Source organism: Pseudomonas sp. C11 (assembly GCF_034683865.1).
Taxonomy (GTDB): Bacteria; Pseudomonadota; Gammaproteobacteria; order Pseudomonadales; family Pseudomonadaceae; genus Aquipseudomonas.
Genome location: NZ_JAWIIP010000006.1, coordinates 1 through 21,614, shown reverse-complemented (window position 1 = coordinate 21,614; position 21,614 = coordinate 1). Strand labels below are relative to the sequence as shown.

Annotated in this window: 13 protein-coding genes and 4 pseudogenes; 11 read left to right on the top strand and 6 right to left on the bottom strand. The window is 54.3% G+C overall.

The annotated features are described in order from the left end of the window. Nucleotides 1-17: 17 nt before the first annotated feature. A complete protein-coding gene (locus VC352_RS11170; RefSeq protein WP_322979632.1) occupies nucleotides 18-4,145 on the bottom strand; it encodes an EAL domain-containing protein in 4,128 nt (1,375 codons plus the stop codon). A 671-nt stretch (nucleotides 4,146-4,816) separates the two neighbouring features. Between VC352_RS11170 and VC352_RS11165 the strand changes: the two are divergent. Next, a pseudogene (locus VC352_RS11165) lies at nucleotides 4,817-5,240 on the top strand (transposase); the annotation flags it as partial. 528 nt (nucleotides 5,241-5,768) lie between these two features. Here VC352_RS11165 and VC352_RS11160 read toward each other — a convergent pair. Beyond that, nucleotides 5,769-10,865 carry a hypothetical protein gene (locus tag VC352_RS11160; RefSeq protein WP_322979631.1) on the bottom strand — a complete coding sequence of 1,699 codons (5,097 nt, stop codon included), beginning with the start codon at nucleotides 10,863-10,865 and terminating at the stop codon, nucleotides 5,769-5,771. A gap of 80 nt (nucleotides 10,866-10,945) precedes the next feature. Then, nucleotides 10,946-12,118 (bottom strand): hypothetical protein, encoded by a 1,173-nt coding sequence (locus VC352_RS11155; RefSeq protein ID WP_322979630.1) that lies wholly within the window; start codon nucleotides 12,116-12,118, stop codon nucleotides 10,946-10,948. A 1,039-nt stretch (nucleotides 12,119-13,157) separates the two neighbouring features. Between VC352_RS11155 and VC352_RS11150 the strand changes: the two are divergent. After that, nucleotides 13,158-13,394 (top strand): annotated as a pseudogene (locus tag VC352_RS11150) (hypothetical protein); the annotation flags it as partial. Here VC352_RS11150 and VC352_RS11145 read toward each other — a convergent pair. Next, nucleotides 13,386-13,619: a helix-turn-helix transcriptional regulator gene (locus VC352_RS11145; RefSeq protein WP_322979629.1), complete on the bottom strand. Its 234-nt coding sequence runs from the start codon at nucleotides 13,617-13,619 to the stop codon at nucleotides 13,386-13,388. The pseudogene VC352_RS11150 and the gene VC352_RS11145 sit on opposite strands and share 9 nt — an antisense overlap. 104 nt (nucleotides 13,620-13,723) lie before the next feature. Here VC352_RS11145 and VC352_RS11140 point away from each other — a divergent pair, with 104 nt between their 5' ends. The 5 genes from VC352_RS11140 (at nucleotide 13,724) to VC352_RS11120 (ending at nucleotide 17,337) form a co-directional block, all read left to right on the top strand. After that, nucleotides 13,724-14,314 (top strand): hypothetical protein, encoded by a 591-nt coding sequence (locus tag VC352_RS11140; protein WP_322979628.1) that lies wholly within the window; start codon nucleotides 13,724-13,726, stop codon nucleotides 14,312-14,314. Beyond that, nucleotides 14,311-15,711, top strand: coding sequence for a DEAD/DEAH box helicase (locus tag VC352_RS11135; RefSeq protein WP_322979627.1), 1,401 nt, complete (start codon nucleotides 14,311-14,313; stop codon nucleotides 15,709-15,711). The genes VC352_RS11140 and VC352_RS11135 overlap by 4 nt, the downstream gene beginning before the upstream one ends. A gap of 90 nt (nucleotides 15,712-15,801) precedes the next feature. Next, nucleotides 15,802-16,104 carry a hypothetical protein gene (locus VC352_RS11130; protein ID WP_322979626.1) on the top strand — a complete coding sequence of 101 codons (303 nt, stop codon included), beginning with the start codon at nucleotides 15,802-15,804 and terminating at the stop codon, nucleotides 16,102-16,104. Continuing rightward, nucleotides 16,104-16,919, top strand: coding sequence for an inositol monophosphatase family protein (locus VC352_RS11125; protein ID WP_322979866.1), 816 nt, complete (start codon nucleotides 16,104-16,106; stop codon nucleotides 16,917-16,919). The genes VC352_RS11130 and VC352_RS11125 overlap by 1 nt, the downstream gene beginning before the upstream one ends. Nucleotides 16,920-17,130: 211 nt before the next feature. Continuing rightward, nucleotides 17,131-17,337, top strand: coding sequence for a hypothetical protein (locus tag VC352_RS11120; RefSeq protein ID WP_322979625.1), 207 nt, complete (start codon nucleotides 17,131-17,133; stop codon nucleotides 17,335-17,337). Nucleotides 17,338-17,473: 136 nt separating this feature from the next. Here VC352_RS11120 and VC352_RS11115 read toward each other — a convergent pair. Next, a pseudogene (locus tag VC352_RS11115) lies at nucleotides 17,474-17,593 on the bottom strand (DUF3363 domain-containing protein); the annotation flags it as partial. A 290-nt stretch (nucleotides 17,594-17,883) separates the two neighbouring features. Between VC352_RS11115 and VC352_RS11110 the strand changes: the two are divergent. The 3 genes from VC352_RS11110 (at nucleotide 17,884) to VC352_RS11100 (ending at nucleotide 20,585) form a co-directional block, all read left to right on the top strand. Then, nucleotides 17,884-18,174: a helix-turn-helix transcriptional regulator gene (locus VC352_RS11110; RefSeq protein ID WP_322979624.1), complete on the top strand. Its 291-nt coding sequence runs from the start codon at nucleotides 17,884-17,886 to the stop codon at nucleotides 18,172-18,174. A gap of 100 nt (nucleotides 18,175-18,274) precedes the next feature. Beyond that, nucleotides 18,275-19,120 carry a DUF4238 domain-containing protein gene (locus tag VC352_RS11105; RefSeq protein WP_322979623.1) on the top strand — a complete coding sequence of 282 codons (846 nt, stop codon included), beginning with the start codon at nucleotides 18,275-18,277 and terminating at the stop codon, nucleotides 19,118-19,120. Between the two features lie 376 nt (nucleotides 19,121-19,496). Then, entirely contained in the window at nucleotides 19,497-20,585 is a 1,089-nt protein-coding gene (locus VC352_RS11100) for a hypothetical protein (RefSeq protein ID WP_322979622.1), read from the top strand. A 7-nt stretch (nucleotides 20,586-20,592) separates the two neighbouring features. On the opposite strand, the pseudogene VC352_RS11095 reads toward VC352_RS11100, so the two are convergent. Then, nucleotides 20,593-20,901 (bottom strand): annotated as a pseudogene (locus VC352_RS11095) (PDDEXK nuclease domain-containing protein); the annotation flags it as partial. 390 nt (nucleotides 20,902-21,291) lie between these two features. Here VC352_RS11095 and VC352_RS11090 point away from each other — a divergent pair. After that, entirely contained in the window at nucleotides 21,292-21,528 is a 237-nt protein-coding gene (locus VC352_RS11090) for an AbrB/MazE/SpoVT family DNA-binding domain-containing protein (RefSeq protein ID WP_322979865.1), read from the top strand. Nucleotides 21,529-21,614 lie beyond the last annotated feature (86 nt).

Here is a 21,614-nt window from a genome sequence, read left to right as displayed (position 1 = left end):
GTGTCTCGTGTGGCGTCTCAATCGAGGGTGAACAGCGTCGCCCCCATGAGCTGCTCGCTGAGCTTTTGCGCCGACATCGGCCGGCCGAGCAGGTAGCCCTGCACTTCATCGCAGCCGTGTTCGCGCAGGAACTCCAGTTGCGCCTGACTCTCGACGCCTTCGGCGATCACCATCATGTTCAGGCTGTGCGCCATGGCGATGATGGCGCGGGCGATCTGCGCATCCTGTTCGCCATCCGGCAGACCGTCGACGAAGCTGCGGTCGATTTTCAGGATGTCGATGGGGAACTGCTTGAGGTAGTTCAGCGAGGAGTAGCCGGTGCCGAAGTCGTCCACCGCGATGCACAGGCCGAGGCGTTTTAGGTCGTTGAGCATCTGCATGGCGCTGCCGACATCGCGCATCAGGATGCTTTCGGTCAGTTCCACTTCCAGGCAGGCCGGCGGCAGGCCGGTGCGTTCGACGATGACGGCGATGCGGCTTTCCAGATCGCCTTCGGCGAACTGGCGGGCGGACAGGTTGACCGACACCTTGGGGATGCGAATCTTCTCTTCGTGCCAGGCCTTGAGCTGGCTGCAGGCCTCTTCCAGTACCCACTCGCCGACCTGCACCACCAGGCCGAGCTCTTCCAGCACGGGGATGAATTCGTCGGGCGGCACCAGGCCGCGAGTCGGGTGGTTCCAGCGCAGCAGCGCCTCGACGCCCGTAAGGCGACGGCCATCGCTGGAGTATTGCGGCTGATAGTGGAGGACGAACTGGCCCTGTTCCTGGGCATGGCGCAGGTCGCTTTCCAGTTCCAGGCGTTCCAGGGCGCTGGCGTTCATCTCCGCCTGGTAGAACTGGAAGTTGTTCTTGCCACGCTCCTTGGCGTGGTACATCGCGGTGTCGGCGTTCTTCATCAGTTGGCTCAGCTCGTTGCCATCCTGCGGGGCAAGGGCGATACCGATACTGGCGGTGACGAAGAACTCGCGCCCTTCGAGCACGAAGGGGCGGGCGAGGCTGGCGAGAATCTGTTCGGAAACGCTGATGGCGCGGTTCAGGGCGCCTTCTCGGGTGGCGCGGGGCTGCAGCAGCAGGGTGAACTCGTCGCCGCCCATGCGCGCCACGGTATCGTCACCGTCGACGCAGGCCGACAGTCGCACGGCCACGTCCTTGAGCATGCGGTCGCCGGCGGCGTGGCCGAGCGAATCATTGATCGGTTTGAAGCGGTCGAGGTCGAGGAACATCAGCACCACCCATTCGTCATGCCGCTCGGCATGCTGCAGGGCGCTGTGCAGGCGATCCTGGAACAGGGTGCGGTTGGGCAGGTGGGTGAGGGCGTCGTAGTAGGCCAGGCGGTGGATGCGTTGTTCGCTGGCCTTGCGCTCGCTGATGTCGCTGAAGAAGCAAACGTAGCTGACCAGGTCGCCTTCCTCGTCCTGCACGGCGGTGATGCCGACCCAGGCCGGGAAGTTCTCGCCGTCGCGGCGCTTGAGCCACACCTCACCTTCCCAGGAGCCACGCTGATTGAGTTGGCCGAGGATGTACTGCACGTGCGAAGCCTGCTGCCGATCGGCGGTGAGCATGCCGGGCAACTGATCCAGTACCTGCCCGGCGGAATAGCCACTGATACGACTGAAGGCCTTGTTGACCTGGACGATGTAGCCGGCCGGGTCGGTGACCAGAATCGCCGCGCTGGAGTGCTCGAATACGGTGGCGGCCATGCGCAGGTCTTTCTCGGCGCGGCGCTGCTGGCTAATGTCGCGGCCGACACCGAGGATGCCTTCGAAGCGGCCATTCTCGTCCCACATCAGCACCAGGCGCAGCTCCACGGGGATCTTGTGGCCGTCTGCACGCAGGCAATCGAAGACGAACAGTTGATCCGGCAACTCCTCGCGCAGGCGGTCGAGGCGGGAACGTTCGTCCAGGGCATCGCGAATGCGCTCGAGCAGCAGATTGAGCCCGCTCAGTTGATGCGGGTTGGCGGCCAGGTTCTGGAAGCCGTTGCTCATCATCCAGTCGACCGTATAGCCCAGCACCGGCTCTACCGAGGGGCTGACGTAATTGATCTTCAGGCTGTTGTCGGTGGAGAAGATGACGTCGCTGATGCTTTCGGCCAGCAGGCGGTAGCGCTGTTCGCTGTCGCGCAGCGACTGGTTCTGTTCGATCTGCTCGGTGATGTCCTTGGCCACGCCGATCAGGCGGCTGACTCGGCCTTGGGCGTCACGCGCCAGGGCCTGCTCGCGGATGCTGAACCAGCGCCACTGGCCGTCGCGATGGCGCCAGCGCAGCACGGACTCGAGCAGCATGCCGTCGCCGACGACCTTCTGCAGATTGCGGATGCGCCAGTAATAGTCGCTGTCATCGGGGTGCAGCACTTCCACCCAGAAGTCATCGTCCATGGCCTTGAGTTCGTCGCGGCTGTAACCCAGCTTGAGGCCCAGGCTGTGGTTGCTGAACAGCACGCGCTTGTTCTGCATGTCGTGTACGTAGAGCAGATCGGGTACCGAACGCACCACTTCCGACCAGAAACGTTCGCGCTCGATCAGCGACAGCTCGATGCGCTTGCGGCTGGTGATGTCGCTGATGCTCAGCGTCACCGCCTGGTAATCCTGAATCATCTCCGGCAGGCGCAGTACCAGCCAGACGTGACGGCGCAAGCCCTGGCGGGTGACGAGTTGGGTTTCCAGCTCGACCAGGTTGGGGCCTTCCACCACGGCGACCGCGAGCTTGAAGCGCAGATCCTCGGCTTCGATGGCGCCGCAATCGAACAGCTGTTCCCAGGCCTGTTCGGTGCTGCTGGCGCCGAGCAGATTGAGCGCCACCTGGTTGGCTTCGGTGATGTGCAGTTGTTGCCGCAGTTGCTCGTGATGCTCCGGGTCGGCTTGCAGCCAGCGTTGCAGGCCGGCGGAGTCGCGCACGCGCTGTTGCAGCAGGAAGCTGCGCAGCTCGGACAGATCGAGTACGCAGAGCGCAACGCCAGTACCCTCGAAGATGTCTTGGTAGCGCCGGCGGGTTTCCTGCAGCACGCGCATGGCCTGCTGTTCATCGGTGACGTCGCGCAGCACCCAGACATAGCCGCCATGATGGGCACCTTCGCTGATGTCGCTGCGGGTCACGGCGAACAGGCGGGTGCGACCCTGGATTTCCAGGCGTACCAGCTCGGGGCCGAGGTCGCTCGCCAGGTGGGGGCTGTTGAGCAGCAGCGGGTCAAGATCCGGCAGCAAGTCGAGCAGATGACGATCCCAGACTGCCTGGCCGTCCAGTCCGAACAGCGCCTCGGCCTGCGGGTTCAGATAACGCAGCGCGCCATCGGCCTGCGTGACCAGAATGCATTCCTCCACCGCACCCAGGGCGCTGGCGGCCTGGCGCAGTGAGCGCCGCGACTCGGCGTTGAGGCGTTGCAGGCTGCGCCGCTCGCGTTGCAGGCCATGCAGCGCCAGCAGTGTCAGCAGGCTGAGCAGGCCGAACAGGAGGAATTTGCCGGCCAGCACCGGCATCAACTTATTGCTCGCGCGTGAACTGTCGAACAGCGCGCGCAGTTGCCACTCACTGCCGTCGAGGGGGAACAGGCGGATACTGCTGGCATGTTCTTCTGCCGTGACCGGTTCAAGCGCCTGGGCCGGTACCGTGGCGCCATCGGAACGCAAGATCACCCGGCGGCTGGTGCTGTCTTCGAGCAGCCAGCGGTATTCGCCTTGCTGCTGTTCCTGCAGCCAGTTGCGTACGGCGCTGGTGCTCATGCGCAGCACCGCGAGGCCGCCGTCCGGCTGATGCAGCGCAAGATAGAGCAGGCCACCGTCGCGTGGGCTCATCGCGTAGCGGTAGGCGGCGTTGCCGTTGCGCAGCAGCAGGCTGCGGACGAAGGGCAGGTCGCCGCTGCCTGCGTTGCTTTCGCTCAGCAACTGGCCTTCCGCGTCCAGGCGGACAACGCTATCGAGACTGGAAAAGAGGCTGCGCAGAGCGCTGATCTGATCGGCCTGCACCGGCAGGGTCAGGGGCTCGTTCGGTCGGCCCTGAAGAATCGCCTGCCCCGCCTGGGCCTTCAAGCGCATGCTCAGGCTCAGATGCCGAGCGAGCTGGTCAGCGTAGGTCTGGCTCAAACGTCGCTGGTTGTCCAGCAACTGGTGGTGTTCCTGCATCAACTGCCAGGCGAGCAGGCCGAGCATGGCCAGCACCAGCACGATCAGGGCGCGTCTAAGCGACTCGCGACGCCTCGGTTGCGGTTCTCCTGGCGGCGGTGAAGGCAATGTGGAAGACGTCGGCACGTAGGGTGAACCTGCTGCTTGCAGCTGTCTGGGCGATGCTTGATGGGCGTGCTGGCACGCCAGCCGGCTAGCATGCCCTTAAATGTGGCGAAGTGCCAGTGAAGTCGACGAGCGACGGTTTGCCCTGCCTGCCGCATTCCGGTAGCTTTGCGCCGCACACGTCATGATCCGCTGTTGCGTCTCCTGCATGGCATCAGGTGGCACTTGCCCGGGTAGCGGCTAAGGTATCTGCACAGCGCGCGGCGTGCGCACCGTCTTCATTCTACTTATTCATCAAGTCAGGTTCTCATGGCTCAGTACTCCAATCTGCCCTATTAGGTTTTAGTCACGTTTTAAAATCTGCAGTCGAGACCTTATGGCCACTGGCTTTCCAGCCTGTTCTGCATCTCCCTCTTCTTAATCCTGTGGTTATGGTGGTGTTTTAGTTAGGTTTTGCTGATTTTGGCTCGAATTTAAGCTCCAAAACCTAACTTTTTGTAAGTGTCCCTGTGATTGCCTCTTCTCAAGGCACGAGGGCACGAATTTGTGTAACCGGCTCATAAGCGGCACTGTCGCTACAAACTGGAGACAGCATGAGCAAGACGCAATCCCCATCACTGACGTGTTGTAGAACCAGCTCCTAACTAACCTTCAGAAATCTGAAGGTCTGATCGATGCTGACGGCATCCTCAAGCAGCTGACAAAGAACTGGCCAAGCGCGTACTGGATACGGAGCTGATCTACCATCCCTGCCATGACAAGCGTCAATCTGTCAACAATCCAGCTGACAACACCCCCAACAGCTTCAGCTGGAAGAAGCCCAAAGGTGAGTTTGGTGAGCTGGCCATCGAAGCACCACGAGACCAAGATGGCACCTTCGATCCGCAAAAAATAGAGAAGCGCTAGGATCTATGGGCGGGGTTCGACTTCGAGAATCTCTCGTTATACGTACACGGTATGGCCGTGCGCGAGATCCAACCGCATTTGCAAGAGATGTACGGCGCTGAGGTTTCCCCCCTCTATCATCTCTTCGGTAAGCAAGCGCGCTGAGCATCAATAGCGGCTGAGCGAAGAAGAGGGCGAGTACACCCTCAAACCCAGCAGCGATATGGGCAGCTGTGTGTCTTCCAGTGATGCTGTTCTTCGTTTCCAGTTATTGTGACCCACCCGCGCTGGAGGTTGTGTCCAGCCATTGCAGTAGTTGTGATCCACGACGCCAACGTTGCTAGGGATGGTCTGAAAAAGCCCCTACTCGAAAAATGCGCCCCAGTAGATACGCGGCTTATAGGCCTGCATACTCGAAGAAGGCGGGATTTTTCAGAGTTTCCCTAGGCAACTGGTCGCCGCAGATGTGAAGCGAGTAATTGCTACCTGCCAATATTTAGCCGCAGACTTACATCTGGGTTAGTCTCGTGCATGCACTGGCCTTGGCCAGTACTTTTACTCGCCCCGGCTATCTCCAACTAATCGTAATCGACAGAGTAATGCTAAAAGTGAGCGGCTAGGGATACCTAGATCTATGCACCAATCATCAATTAGCGGAAATTAGCTAGAAATTCTGCGTGTTCGGATCAGTGATTCACGGAGATAGTATGCTCTAGCAGACCCTGTCTCTACTATTCCCGTAAGAAGATCCAAACAAGCTTCGTACATTTTAAGGCTTAGCTTGTCAGTGAGCTTAAAAAACTTAGCGATTGCCATTTCTAGGCAATATGCAGAGTTTCCTTGAGATGTCAGGATGCTCGAATTCTTCCTGTACTCAGCTGCCAAAATATGAATGCCATTGTCAAAAAATAAGTCGTGGAATTGATACATGAGCGAGCATAGCGACTCAAAAACCAAGCTGTTGCATGCTGAACGCCTACAAAATTCAAGCAAGTATTGCGATCCTATCGTTATCGCTTTGACCCGGTTTGGATGTTTCTGATACACGCCATCGCTGTACAGCATACCGCGCAAAAAAGTATTTAGATCATGCTGATGACCTGAGTAAGGTGTATATACGGCATTAAGTGCAATTTCATGCAACTGGTGCTCCAATAAGCACCAGAGCTCCCACATACCTTTATAGTCAGACCGTTGCTCCATAGCGGTGTCGAATCGAAGCTTAACAAGGTATATAAAGCTAGGCGCTTGTTGGCATCCTGCCAGCAGAAGATCACGTATGGGCCTAAAGTTATCACTTTGGCTGGCAATGACATGCTCGGCCAAGCAGTTCTGTATCACTATTGCCACATCATGATTCAATCGATATGGTCGGTCTGATGAGCGCTTTTTCTGTTCATTTTTCTCCTCATATACTATCGCAACGGTCTTATATAAAAGACTAAGATTGTTATCATTATAGTTGCCGAGAGGGAGCATCAGCAGCGGAATATGGATACGCCACAAGGAGTGAGATTCCGGTGTGATTTCAGATGGGGAAAACTCAAACTCTGCCCCGAGAATCTTTTCTCGAAACTCTGAAACAAGCGTGCTCCATTCGCTAGGCGGCGTATCAGGGTCGCTATTTTGAGCCGCTCGCACGGATGTGTAGCGCGATGCAAGCTCGAAGCGCGCAAATTCCAAAGCCCCACTAATGCAGCTGTTAGCAAAGCTCTCATCCATGTTCCAGAGGTAATCGCGCACTCCTTTAGCAGCAGACGCACATACATGTATGTTGACATGCGTTATCGCCGTAGCAATTGCATAATAAATCTCTTCGCGCAGCTCTGGATCAAGCTCAAGTTCCAATAGTTTCGCAAGAACGTACGCACAAGCGGCAGCTCCATTAGAATCGGTAGCATCGACCGCCATATGGTTGCTACTGTCATCCGAGTTCAAGTGGATTACTTGAGTTATCACCTCCAGGCACCAGTTAACATCATCAGTTGACAGAGCGTCAAAATAATCTCTTACTGCTACTGCAGCCGTAGTAGTAACCGCACCTAGCGCCATTATTTCAAAACGCCCAACTTCCCCCTTTATTAAAAGATCCAAGATTTTTCTTGCATCTCCGATAGCTTCGTCGACTCCAATCAGCCCAGAGCTGCTAGTTTCACTGTTTTCAAATTTTTTCCTAGACCACAGATAGAGTCGCTGGACGGAAAAGTCATGAGCATGATTTTCCTGGTGTTCACGCTGAGCCTGCTGAAGTTCTTCGCTAAGGGGCTGAGTGGATTGAAAGATGATCCTATTGTTTTCCTCGTCCGGAACAGCCTCCCAGTTTCGCGTATCAACTCGATGAACCAAGAACTTCAGGCTGGTGCTTTTACCTGCCTCCGCAAGTGCTCTCAGCTCATCAATAATCTCATACGCCGCAGATCTATCCTCTTCAATGAACTGAAATTTAACCAGTAATGCCTCTAGAGATTCCCCTCTCCAAGGCTTAAGAGCTGAATTTTTTCTCTCTTCAGCAAAGAACTCAGACCAGGGATCGAAGCGCATCGCAAACCAATTTAGTTCCTGACTGCCTTTTTCTTCGAGTTGACGCATTAGATCTAATGTGTAGAGATTGGTGCATTTAAGCAACGGATACGCTGCAATACCGACCTGCTTAGGAAATCCCACGGCTATAGAAGCAAGCACAGCTGTAGTTAAAACTGAGTTACTATTTTTGAGTATGTATTCATATATCCAAGAAAGTTCATTCTTGGGTGGCGGATTCTCCACGTACTCAACTAACCAGTTCTCCAGGGTCATCAATGCACATTGGAGCAAATAAGGCACAGTGGAGTGGCCGCGATATCCTTTCCACAGATGAGGTGATGCAAAGAGCGATATCTGGGTTCCATCGTTAGCGCGAATCAGAACTGATCGAACCTCCATCTCATCAGGCATTTCCTGAAGCTGATCTTCACGATTTTGGCCATACTCAGATGCTGCAAACTTCGCGGAGCAAACGCGGCAAAGGTCAAGAATGAAGTCTAGACCTTTGCGGGGATGATGTTGCAGCAGGTACTTAAATGGACCTCTCAAGCCACTTGCAGGAAAATAGTCTCTTTCATTTTGCAGGCCGTAAGCTTCATCCAGACCCATTCCGGATAAAGGGCGATAGCCACCCTGGTTGTCGTAATCTGTTTCAGGTTGTAACCATTCATGCTTGGCAAGCCGTATAATGAAATCAGGGCGATGTCGGCAGAGCATGGGAGCCAAATCGCTAGCAAGAGCCAACCTGACAAGCTCCTCCACATAGTTGGGGCGGTCGCGCCTCAGCCTTGATGCAAATACATTGCGTTCTGCCAGTGCATTGAACTCTTCAGGTATAGCCGGAACTACTTTCAGCAGGACTTTCAGAACCTTGGTTCGTAGCTTCTCTCTTTTATACGAATCTACCCATTCAAGTAAAAATAAGCAGATGCCACCAACCGCAGGTGCCTCTGCGGGCAGTTTACTCCAGATACTTATAATATCCGACCATGAGTAAGCCACCTCTACAACATGAGGAAGAACTGACTTAGACAAAGACGCCCTATTCGAAAATATGAAATTTATCAGCGCCTCCCACCCGCTACCATATGGTTTCAATAACAGCAAGAATCCAGAGTCGGAATTTTTATCCGGATATCCGCTTGCTCCTTCTACAGGGCGCTGGCAAGCAATACGCAGTATGAAGCTGAATCTAATCAGCAGGCTGCATTGATTAGCTAATAATTTGTCTTGCAGTAGATTAAAAAATTTAGATGGATCCGGGCTTAACAGTACGGTGGCAACAACCTCATCTTTCCAGTGGCTGGCAATATCATCCGCTGTAAGTATGCTTTCGATTAGGTCTGTCAATTCAGCTTCAGCTGCAAGCTTGAAGCCCATCCACAAGCGTAGGCCGCGACCAATTGCGGGCTCACTTCCGATTGCGGCTAGAAAATTATTCGGCGACCCCAAATTTGCTAAGTATTCGTTTTCAATGAATTCGCCGAGAGCCCAGTCCTCCAATACATCATGAGAAGGGCTTATCAAAGAGCTACGGGTATCGCGGCGAATAAGATTATCTTCTTCTAGCTTGGCGACAACCGCAGGATCAAAATCTGTATCAGGTACACCAAATACCATTCGTTTTGCTCGCAGCTTTGCCACCTCAATAAAAGTAGCTCTGCGCCGAGCGGGCATTCCATTCCTGCGATCCGATTGTCTTTCAATGACTGAATTCCAGACAATTGTTCGGAAGTCGCCCTCGGTATTGCTGGACTCAAATTTGGCGCCATTTGCAAACGCGCGAACAGCAAGATCAATAAAGAACGGATTGTGCAAAAGCTCCGAGATGGCCGGATTGCTCGTTAACTGCCGCAGCTCAGGAGCATTATTACAGATCTCTTCAACTTGCCCATCGGTGAAGCCTGAAACCTTTACGCTCTTAAAGTTCAAGCCGCAGGGTTGAAGGTAATTAAACGCCAGCTGCTGGTATGCATAATCGCGTCCTGTCGCAATCACGCACCACCCCCCTTGCAATCTTATGAAGTTCAATAAATCTATAAAAGCTGCCGAGTTATTAAGCTCTAATACTTTTTCAATTGACTCAATGATCAGGATTTTTTCTTTAAGGAGAGAGAAATGGCTCGCCAATTGGTGTAGGCCTGAGCTGATCCCCATAGATGCAAACACATCATTAAGATGGGGCTTGTCGAAATCCTCGGCCCTGACGTAGAAGGTGGCCGCGCTAGAATCTCTGGACTGTACATAGTCTTTGACAACGCCAGATTTACCGGCGCCCCGTTCGCCGGTAACGAATACGAATCCACCTTCTTCGTAAGAGTCGCGTATCTCTTCAACTATGTTGTCTCGGGATACATGACTCCCGCATATCGAATTAGAAATGCCTAGATATATATGGCGGCTTCTCTCCTGTAGCTTATCTATATCCGCCTCTAGTGACTGAGTTACTCTGGTTCTGAATAAAGAACTCAAGTCGGCAGGAATGTTATCGATTGTTAGTGTACCTGCATTCTGGTTGAATTCTTGAGCGGTTGTTACAATCTGTGCCAAAACTGCTGAGGGCGGTAGGTCAGAGTGTTGATGAATGAGCGAGCCAAGCATTGCAGCTGTAACTGATGCCACTTGATCCAAATCATATGAAATAAGATGGAATGTCTTCAGGAATTCCCAGAATTCATTGTCTGACAATGCGCCGCCATTTGCCCGATTTAATTGCGTTCGAAAAGCACTTAGTCGTTCCTTTTTCTTAGCGCTTGTGAAGCCTTTAGCTGTTGTTTTTTTGATAAATTCATCGGGGCTTGATGAATGACGAGCCCACTCAAGTATAGGAATGGTGCTGGCAAGATCGACCCTGGTCAATGGGCCAGTAACAAGCGCGATGGAGTCAAGATTTTTATTGAAGTCATGGCTATTGAAGTCTTCCCATGCGGCGCAAATCACTTCGGCAAATACAGAGTCTTCAGAGTCGCTTGTCGTTATTTCATGTTTAATTTGGGCTCGTAAAACTCGCTTGTTATTGGTTGAGTCTTCAGAGATGACAAGCAAATCATCTGTGTGCACGCCGGCATATCTATTCTGGAAGCTAATTTCCTTTACGCGAGCATTGGTAGGCATGCATGGGATAGGTGTTCCAGCTAGAAGCGCGACTAGAAATGAAGCCTGCACCCGGCTTTCAAAATTGACGCCACCACCCCCAGTGGAAAATGGATTACTTTGCTCTTTCAGCTTAGCCATGCCAATAACTCTCCGTTAAAAACACTTTTCGCTGTGCCTATCTGGATAATTGCAAATATTATTGAGCTGCGCCGTTTTGATTATTCCAGCTCAATTTGCGGTCCATAGGCAATCGCGTCAACGAGCTTCAAGGCTTTCCTTGCTGCAGTCCTTGCAGGAGCGAGGTCCGCATGCCGGAGTATCTCCACCAGCATGTTGCGGTCTTCAGGATCAGTGGCGGCCTCCGCCAATAGTCGCGACCAATATCGGCGAGCCTCCAGACTGTTAGAAGCGACAATAGCGGTAAGCGCTTGACCCGCATTAACGTCTCCGGCTGCCACCCTGCGCAGGACAGCCTCGGCCTCGGCAGTCGCCCCCCGTTCAGTTCCTCTGTTTCGCTCTACTGCTGCAATAAGAGCCTCTCTTGCTCGTTCTGATTTTGCATATGCGGTTCTAATGAACACCGCCAGTTCTGTTGGAGGTGCGAGCAGCTGACGTTGGCGCAATGCCTCAAAAGCCTCCAATGCTGCAGCTCGGCGCTGACGGAATGGGTTGCGCTGAGCCGCATCGAACGCCCGTCGCATTTGGCCAATAAGCTGCCCCAAGTCATCTACCAGAGACGTGATGAACCAAAATGGTCTCTCTGTGCCTTGCTGAGAGAGTGCTGTAGCAACGAACGGCCACACCTCATGTGCTGTCAGCGTCAGCCGCCCTAGGACTTGCCGAATCTGTTCGGGGCCAAGGACGCTTAAGTCAAGTAAGAAACTTTCCGGGGGCAGGTCGAGGATGCCTACATCGAGTCTGCCATTGGCGTTACCGACGTCCGCAGCGAACTGATCTGCAATGTCGGCAAATGCGCGCCGCATATGGTGCGGAGCTATTGGTAAGGCGTTGACATCTTGTGGGCGCACGACCACATGTAGCCCCTGACCTGCAGCGTTAAGGCGCTGAAAACGCACAGGAGCGGCACGCTCCAAAGTCCCCAGCAGTAGATTGATATCTTCAGCTGTTGGCTCCACTGCTGACCTGTCAAAAGCATCCAGCCACTCTGGTGCCTCTGCAGGTACTTCTGGCAAAACCAGAAACAGCGATCGCAATGAGTCGCCTCGCTCCCCGGCTGTTTCAGCCTCTCGAAACCTTCTTGCCAGATCATCGACTAGCACGTTCCGGTTTAACACTTCGTCTGGTGGACGTGGAACACACTCAAGATAGGGCCGGACACGCGTCGACTCTGCGAGGAGGCTGAGAAAATTCAGTACCTTATGCGCCTGCACGAGGGCGACGGCCCTTGAGGGGCCTCTCCCTGCATGGAATCCGGCAGCTCTTTGACCGAAAAGCAGTGATAGACCTTCGGTCGCTTGGATAAGCTGGTCTCGATGCCGAACTGGATCTCCGACCCCTACAGTCAGGAACGAAGCCCTTGGGACAGGAGCTCTCAGTATGTCTCGGACATCCCGAAGTACATCCCGCGCACTTTTGAATTGAGTTGGGGACAGCATGAGGGCTTCGTCGCCACGAACTTGTACCAGTATGGCTGATAGCGCTTGTTCTGCGGCCGCGCCAATAAGCCCCACTGGAGCGGCGAATCGCGCACAATCAACGCGAAGGGTTCCACGGTTGGGCATTCCCAAGCCAAGGAGCGCAAGAGTCAAAGCTTCCTGACTTGCTTCAAGCAAGCGAACGGTGCTTGTCCTTAAATACTGTGGCATCGCTTATCCATATTTTTAGCGGCTTTGATAGGCCCCTAGATCATGGTCGATAATGCCAGGCGCAACCGCCACCTCCTCATATACGATAGAGTTGAGAAACTCAACCACCACTATTCCGTACCGAGCCGATTGGTGTAGCAGCAAGTGGATGTACGCGCTACGGGCGAGGTCTTGGAGGTCTTCCACAACCATCTGCGTGTTAGCACTCCCTCGGCAGTATGTCTCTGGAATAAGCATGTAGTCGGAGCCACAGGCCGCCCAACCACCAGTATTACACCGAGAGTGAGCACGCCGCATTGCTCGCCAGAGTTGAAAGGGGCGGCCTGCGCTGCTACGTCACCTGCAGTATCACCTGTCCGAATGTACCGATGTGGCCAACGGGTACAAGGCTGCCAGCGCTTTGCGCAAAGAGGCTCGTTTACATGGCGATGTCCGACTGGAGGAGGCCTGTGCCCATGCGCTGACCAGCAATACCTTCGCCCTGAAAAGCTTGCCAACCGCTGGAGTGGCTGGGTCAGAATCACCAGCGCGAGTGGGTCAGGACCTTAGGAATAAAGTGCCCAAACCACAAGCCCCTACAGCGGTAAGCTCCATGACCAGATAGAGGCGCCTGTCGGAAATCTTCGTCGCGTTGAACCATATCTTCGGCGCCGAGGCGAGCGATGACGGCCACCCGCAGTTTCTCACCAGCATCGCCCAGCGCATTAGTCATCAAGAGGACAGTGATAACTAGGTGAACAATCACTCGATGGAACAAGTGATGCACGGCCGATTTTCCTAGCGCGTACTGGACGCCCTGTTCAATGCCGCGACCGACCACGAGAAGCTATCGCTATCCGTTGGGCTGCAGCTCTGCGACTTCGGGAAGTAGGTAGGACGGATCGCAGGATAGCTCACCTGCGATTCGGTAAAGCTTTTCGACGGTAATATTTACTTCGCCTCGTTCGATTCGCCCCATGTAGCTGCGATCAAGGCTGCAGGCAAGCGCGAGTGCATCTTGAGAGATCCGGCAGAGCTTTCTCTGCGTTCGGATGCGTTCCCCTAACGCTTTCGCCAACTTATCCATGACCGTCTCAATTCAACTTGAGGCGGCACTATCGTGCGTTTGCGGACGCACGAGCCACGGATTATAATCCGCATTTCTTTCGTGCTAACTCTTCTGGTGCCTCAATGAATTCGGCCTCGTTTATTTTCGACAGGCGTCTGTATGAGCTGCTTCAGGAGCCAGGGCGTACAACCTTTACTACCCGTGAACTGCGCGATGCCTATGCTACTCGCCTAAACAGCACACATTTCCGTATCGCCGATGTGCGACGCTATGTGTATGAGCAGATCCGTCGATTAGTGCGCGCGGGCTGGGTTGCACTGGATGAGAACCGTCGTATCCGAGGACAGGTCTACCACCTGCAGTCGATTCCGGCACACCTGCAACTGGAACTAATCGACAACGGCTTTGAAAGAAGCCTTAAGGCTGCCGGAGTGCGCGAACCAGACACGGTGGTGCGCGACGTGGAGGCTTTGCCGCTTAAGTCGTCAGCCAATACGGATTTGCAGTTGGAGGCGCTCCACAAGGAAATCCGCTTGGACTTTCTCACTTCAATGGGCGAGGCAGAGCGATTCAAGCTGCTTCTGGACGAGATGCCGCATTTGCGCGACAAGGTTGAAGGCGATTACCTGGAGGCCAGGGATCGCAGTTCTCGCCTTCTGGGCCATTTACGCGCCATAGAAAAGACCCTCACAACGCTCGCTGCGCCACGATGAGCAGATCGCTACGCAGCTGGCAGAACAGCTGCATCACCAAGGCGTTGGAGCACTTTACCGTCACGCAGCACTTCTTCTGCCAGGCAACGCCGGGAGCCGGGAAGACGCGCATGGCCGCGGAGCTGACCAGCCGACTGCTTCAGCAGGACAGAATTGACCTGGTGCTGTGCTTTGCGCCGTCCTGCCAGGTGGTGGAGGGTTTTCGTTCGACTTTTTCAGAAGTGCTATACAGACGTCTCGATGGCCAGATGGGGGCCGTGGGGGCGGCCTATACCTATCAGGCCATGGAATACCGTGATGAGGGATTCTGGCAGCTTCTTGATGACTACCGGGTGCTTGTGGTTTTCGATGAAATCCACCATTGCGCCGGCCACGATCCGCTGCTCAGCAATGCCTGGGGGCAGCAGATACTGCATCGGATACAGGATCGGGCTGCCTTCACGTTGGCCCTGTCTGGAACGCCCTGGCGTTCGGACGACAAGGCCATCGCATTGGCTCGCTACTCTTCGCCCGACGGGCATTTGATCTGTGATTACCGTTATGGCTTGAAAGATGCCATTTCCGACGGCGTGTGCCGATCACCTCGCATTGTGTTGCTCGACAATCAGAAGGTAAAACTTACGGAAGAGCTTGGTGCGGATAGCTCCGTGAGGCTGTTTCCCAGCATCGCCAAGCTTTTAGGGGAGTCACCTGTCACCTATGAGGAACTTCTGCGTCATGACGAGGTGATCAATCCAATCCTTGATCTTGGCTGCAGCAAGCTGAACGAGCTACGCCAGATCAAACCTGATGCCGCTGGTTTGGTGGTGGCCACAGACATCGAACACGCCCAGCAAGTTGCACTGGCTCTAGAAGCAATGGGTGAAGAGTGCCGCATCGTGACCAACAAAACCCCGGATGCGCAGCAGGTGATCAATGCATTCCGGAGCAGCGCCTGCCGCTGGATTGTGGCCGTCGGAATGATCAGCGAAGGCACCGACATTCCCCGCCTGCAAGTGTGCTGCTATCTCAGCCGTATCCGCACCGAACTGCATTACCGGCAAGTGCTGGGGCGAGTGCTGCGGCGCACAGGTGAGTCCGACGACCAGGCATGGCTATTCATGTTGGCGGAGCCAACGCTTCAGGGCTTTGCGGAGCGAATTTCGGATGACTTACCTGATGACCTGGCAGTTTTGAGCGATGTGCAGATGCCTGGTTTTACTCCAGGCTTCAGGTCTGAGCCGATGGGCACTTTGGGTCATGTCGCAGGTTTCGACGGTGCGGGGTTAGGTGGTGCAGAACCGGGTATTGGATCGCAGCCTACGAACATCATTTCGCTGGGTGGCTATGCAATTGAGCCCGCTTACCAGGTCAGCTTTTCCCAGCATTATCGGCAGCAGCTACTGGCTTGTTTTTGATGCTCAGCCAGTCGAGGCTGATCCAATGATGTTGGTGTTCATGTATCCCTAACCGGCCGGCGTCGTGTGGAACGTAATCGTGAGGTGTGCATGGAGATTAAGTCGCAGGCATTGGTCGATGTCGTTGAAGATGTGATCTGCGACGTGTGCCGCTCTGGCACGCGTATTCCCGGCTATGGTCCCCAATACGGCAAGCTTGAAGCCCAATGGGGATATGGCTCCCAGCATGATGGGGAGCACTACCGGGTGGATCTCTGTGAGCCCTGCTTTTTCAGGGTGCTGAGTGGAGTGCGTCGGGAGCGTATGGTCAATGGCATGTTCGATGATGAGCAGCCATTTTCCTCTGAGGATTTTGGCTTGGTCAGCAAGGGTAACTACTGGGAAAAGAGTTGATGACAGGACTGCGGCTGAGTGATCTTCTTGAACCCGTCATGCAGCTTGCTTACGAAGCCGGCCGACTTATTGAGTCAGAGCTTAATAGATCAGACGGCCCAAGGGGCAGTGGCTTTAAGGCAGACGTCGATGTTGAAATCGAGGTACTTCTGCGACAGCGACTGAAGCACATCCTTAATTGCGATTTTGTCGGAGAAGAAACGGGCTGCGAGCTATCAGGCCACCCATTTAGTTGGGTTGTTGACCCCAATGATGGAACAGGCGACTTCCTCAATCGTCGGCCGGGCTCTGCCATTTCTATCGGATTGCTGCATAACGCAACGCCAGTGCTGGGCGTGGTTTACGCCCCCGTCACGTCTAGTGGTCCTGACTGCATAGCATGGGCTGAGGGTGCACCGGCTTTACTGCGTAATGGTCGTCCCGTGAATAATGACCTGCAATCTGCGATCTTGGCACCGGGGACAGCGGTAATGGTCAGTTATGGGGGCACCCAAAAAGCCAAGCAGAATGCTTTGCTTTGCCACCCGGCTATTTTCCACCCGATGCCAAGCATTGCTTACCGCCTTGCGCGTGTTGCCGCAGGCGATGGTGTAGCTGCCGTATCGCTCTACAGCGTTTCGCCCCATGACCTGGTTGCGGGTCATGCTCTGTTGCGGGCGGTCAATGGCGATATCTGGAATGAGAAAGGTGAGTCGCTGCGATACGCATCACCACAAGCATTCACTCGAAGTTTGAATTTCTGCTTCGGTGGCGCGCAGGCAGCGTGCTCAGAATTGCTTGGCCGACCATGGCAGTCGCTTAAAGAAGAGTATTAGCATCGGTTCCGACACTAATACGCATGCCTGATCGACACCTATTCGCGCTCAAAATCTACTTTTTCAACAGGATCGGCTAGGAGCAGAGACTTGTTTCTGAGGCATAACGCCCAGCAGCTCGAACAGTAGTTGATCGCTACTATGTGAGAGTTATATTTGAGCTTCGTCTGGTTCACAATGTGACGAAAAACGCGCTGCAAAGGACTTGCAGATGGTCGAACAAGATACGTTGCCCGAGTTCGATGCAAACGATCTTGAAGATTTTTCGCTGAGCAAATGCGCTGGGCGTCCCTCCAGTTTCCACATTCATGATGTGGCTCGAGTTTTACCTGAGCTTATCGTAGATCTGTCTCGCTTTGAGGTCTCTTCAAGTATTTCGCCGCTTTCAGGACTTCTCACCGAGCCGGATTTCTGTTGAGCCTGATCACAGGCGATAGTCTGGTGGGCCTGAACGACTTGACCACTACCGGACAACCCACTAAGACCCAGGGGCAGATGCGGTATTGGTACCATTCGACTAGGGGCAGCCCCATTAGACACCTTGGGTGCGCGGCCTATTGATGCATGGAGGCAGCAATCTGCTGCTCCATCCACGCTTCAATCATTGGCCGCCACGGCACTAGGATGCACCCCTTACCGTCATCGAGCATGGCGTAGCGCCCGCTGGCGAGCATTTGCGCGCACTGGGCATAGGTGACGATGGGCTGCTTCATGAGCGCGGCCTTCTGTGGGAGCGTCGGCTTTGTGCTTGTACAGAAAGCCTCAAAGCCGTACGGAAGTTCACGAAAGCGTACTCGCGGTAATCACCGAATCCACGAAAGCACAAAGGTGGTGATCCGCTTTTGCGTATTTATCCAAGGGCAGGGATGCAGGCCGTGGCGTTGCTTGCATGGTAGGCCAAGAATTGGAGTATAAGTTATCTTTAACGTGGTTTTGATTGTGTCGTGAATCGACGCATCTGGGTATGCAGAGTCGTCAAATCCAGCGCGGCCGTCCGTCCGGCGCCACCACCTTCGAGGCCGAGCCGGCACGGGCATTTGGGGGGGCGGTGCGTGCGTTGCGCATGGGCCAAGGCGTGGCCCAGGAGACGCTGGCCCTTCAGGCTGGCATCGAGCGCTCGCACATGGGTAAGGTAGAACGCGGCGAGCACATGCCGACGCTCGCGCTCATCCTCAAGATTTTACGTGCGCTTGGGTGCAGCTCGGCCGAGCTGATGGCAGAGACGGAACGCCACCTGGCGGCGTCCGAGTCGTAGCGTGAAAGCGCACCGCTGCCTGTGGCTTGCGCGACCGGGTCAATCCGCAGGGATTGACACTGCATACGTGGGGGGCGGGCAGACTCAGGAAACTTCAGGCATGAGTGAAAAGACAAAAAAGCAGCACTACGTTTGGGAGTTCTATCTGAAGGGGTGGGCAACTGACGATCAGATTTGGTGCAAACGAACTGGCAAGCTATTCAAGACGTCTACCGAGAACGTCGCTCAAGAGCGCTATTTTTATGAAATAGAGCCGCTGTCACAAACCGAATTAGATCTTCTCAAAAGCATGGTAATGCGTGGGCCAGAAATCAATCAGATTACCAACCTAAGCAGCCTCTGCACTTACTTGGAGATTGCCCATGCCAAAGGTGACGTATCAAGATACGGCATCGAATGGTTTCACTCAATGATAGAGGGCAAAGCGCTTCCGGTGCTAACAGAGCTCCGGTCGGGAAATGCCAAGATACTTGAAGATAGACAGAGCAAAATTGATCTTTGCATCTATCTTGGGCACCAGTACACGCGTACTAAAAGAGCCAGAAACTCTTTCTCTGCCACACACGAAGACCTCAATACCCCAGAAAAATACAGAGACTGCGATTTAGGAAAAATTCACAACGCGATGGCATTCATCATAGCGAATGCGATTGGGTCATCCATATGCGACCATCTAGATCTACAGCTCATAAAGAATAATACCGGCGTGAGATTGATAACCTCGGATCAGCCAATTTACAATTTTCTGGCTATTTCTGGCGAAGCACCTAATGAAACATCTATTTACTTCCCTATAAGCCCAGAGCTTGCACTTTGGTCTAAGAAGAACCCTAACAATGAGCGTATAGATACAAAAGACAAGGCAGAAGAGCTCAATGCTTTCATGGCGAGAAACTCTCTGGAATGTATTTTTGCAGAGAATGAAGAAGACTTATTAAAATTCTGACTAAAAACCATTTCCTTAAAACATCATTACTTCAGGAAGGCGCTAGGGTTTGTACGAAAAGTCGTCGAGCGAAGGTCAGGCGAGGCAAAAACGGGTGAGGAAGCGGACCGAACCCGTTTTTCACGAAGCATCACCGAGCGCAGGCACTTTTCGTACAGAGCCTAGTAACGGCCACTGAGCAGTACGCCTCCAAGGCAACGCACGAGGAAGATCGGCTGCAATCCGTTATCTGGAGCAAGCTGGATACGCAGCCGTCAAGGATCAAGGGCGTCAGGAATCAACGCCGGATAGCGATGATTCGATACGAAGCGCCGGGTGCATCCTGCGGGCGGGACGTCGAAACGCAATATCGGGGAAGAACAACAAAGGCAAGACAATGAACAGCAGTGACTATCACTCCAAGCTCTACCAGCTTCAAGAAATAAGCTCTGCAAACCTGATTGCTTTAGGCGAGTGGTCTCAAGACGAAGCGCTCCCGTGGCTTTGGGAGGAACTTGGCGGCGCAATCTTGGCGTCGAGACCGAAGCACCCGATGGCACGCATTCCGCCCGAACCACAGAAACTCAAACCGATGAAGGATGCCGAGGCAGTGCGGCAGGGGTTGATAGTCTCGGTGGCCGAGCGGAAGAAGCTGTCAGAGCCATCGTTCTACCAAGCCCAGCTCACCATGCTGGACTCTGAGGCCAGGCGCTACTGCAAGAGCATCGCCGAATTCGCCAAAACGCAGGAACCCTTTGCTGCTGATGCAGTTGTGCATACCTTGCATCGAGCTCTACTGGAAATGATGCATTTAGCAGTCGTGCTCCTAGAAGATGCCGCTCGTGAAGTGACCAAAGAACCAGGGTACTTCTCTGCATGGCGACGCAGACACGAGACCCCTTTTGAAGTGTTTAAAGGTACTGAGCAAATCATCTACGGTGTCTACTCAGGTATGACTCATGCCGACAGGGCACCTTACGCACCCGTGGCGGTGCTACGCACGGCGATTGAGCTACGTCTGCGACATGCGTTTTGCGTGTCTAGCCTCGTGGACCTGAGTAGGCCAGAAGACATGATCCCTATCGACCTGAGCAAGCTCTTCGAGGCCATACAGAAACGGCAGGGGGAAATCGACTTCGTGGTGGACGTACATGACATCTGGAAAATCTACCGATGGAGCAACTTTTATCTCCATGGTGGTGTCCGCGACTACCCGTGGGTGCCTGGCTTCCTCCTTCAATATCTTCGTCCTCTCTTCTCTGGTCGGCCCTCGACACCGAACGGCGCATGGAACATAAATAGCGGAATCCAGATGAAGCGCGAGACATGGCGAGCTGTTCGCTCAGCTCTTCAACCTCCCGCTCAGAAAAAAAGTTTTGTCATGAGGCTCGCTAATGCTTGGCGCGCATTACGGCCAGGTGAGGGGCGGCAACTAGCACTGCCCGCCGTTGACGAGACATCGGCGCAGTGTATGTTTTTCGACTAGAAAGAACTTATTGCCCTTTCTTGTCCATGTCGCGCTGCTCGATCTGCAACTGCGCATGCCGGGTCACTTGCTGTGGTCGCTCCACCAACATGGCACGCGTCGACAAGGTGGTTAGGTACTCGGCGACGTGGATGCTGGACTTGCCCAATTCCAGTAGCTCGATATGCTCAGATTTCTTGCCGGTACACAGGATGATGCCCAATAGCGAGGCTTCTTCCGGCTTGCACTCGAACTTGTCGAGCCTGCGCTGGTAAAGTTCCATCTGGCCTTTGTAGGTGGCCTTGAGCTCGCCGACCTTCATTTCGACAACGACCATGAGGGGGTGACAAGAGAACGATCAATTATCTATGTCGAGATAATTGTAGATAATTCCCTCGATCTATGGCCGAGCCGGTGGTTCAGCGCTGTGTCTGTAGGCCTCAGGCGTATTTTTTCAAGCCGAGCCGTAGAGGGGGCATCTTTTCCCAGCGCCCTAGCGGCATCCAGATTGCTGGTTGCCTGGCCGCCGACTTGACCAGCCATTTGCATTGGATGTGACCACAGCACCGGTACGCCTCGACCGTCATGAATCGGCCAGAAGCAGCCTGTCGCTAGCTTGCGGCTAGCGGCCAGAGCTACCGCCACAGAGTATGATCCCGGCTAGCAGCCTGACCGTGCCTCAAGATCGACCGCACCGAAGGTGATCATGACAGTGGAGAACAGGAAAATGGGGCCCAAGCAAGTGACTATCGAAGACTGGAACGGCGATGGCGCTATCCGCATTCCGGATGAGGCTCTTCAAGAGCTAGGCGTTGACGTTGGCGACACTCTCTATGTGATCGAGGAGTACGTGGGTAATCTCCGGTGCCTTGTACTCAGCAAGACACCACAGATCCCGGATCGTACCGATGAGCTGGTTTCCCACTGGAATCAAAATGGAAACAAGTACCGCCGATCACGGTAGGCAGCTTTCGGCCCAGACCGTGTAAAAACGCAGCAAGTGATGGCAATCAACTGCCGGTGGATTTTCTCAGCGTCCAGAAGGCCGCC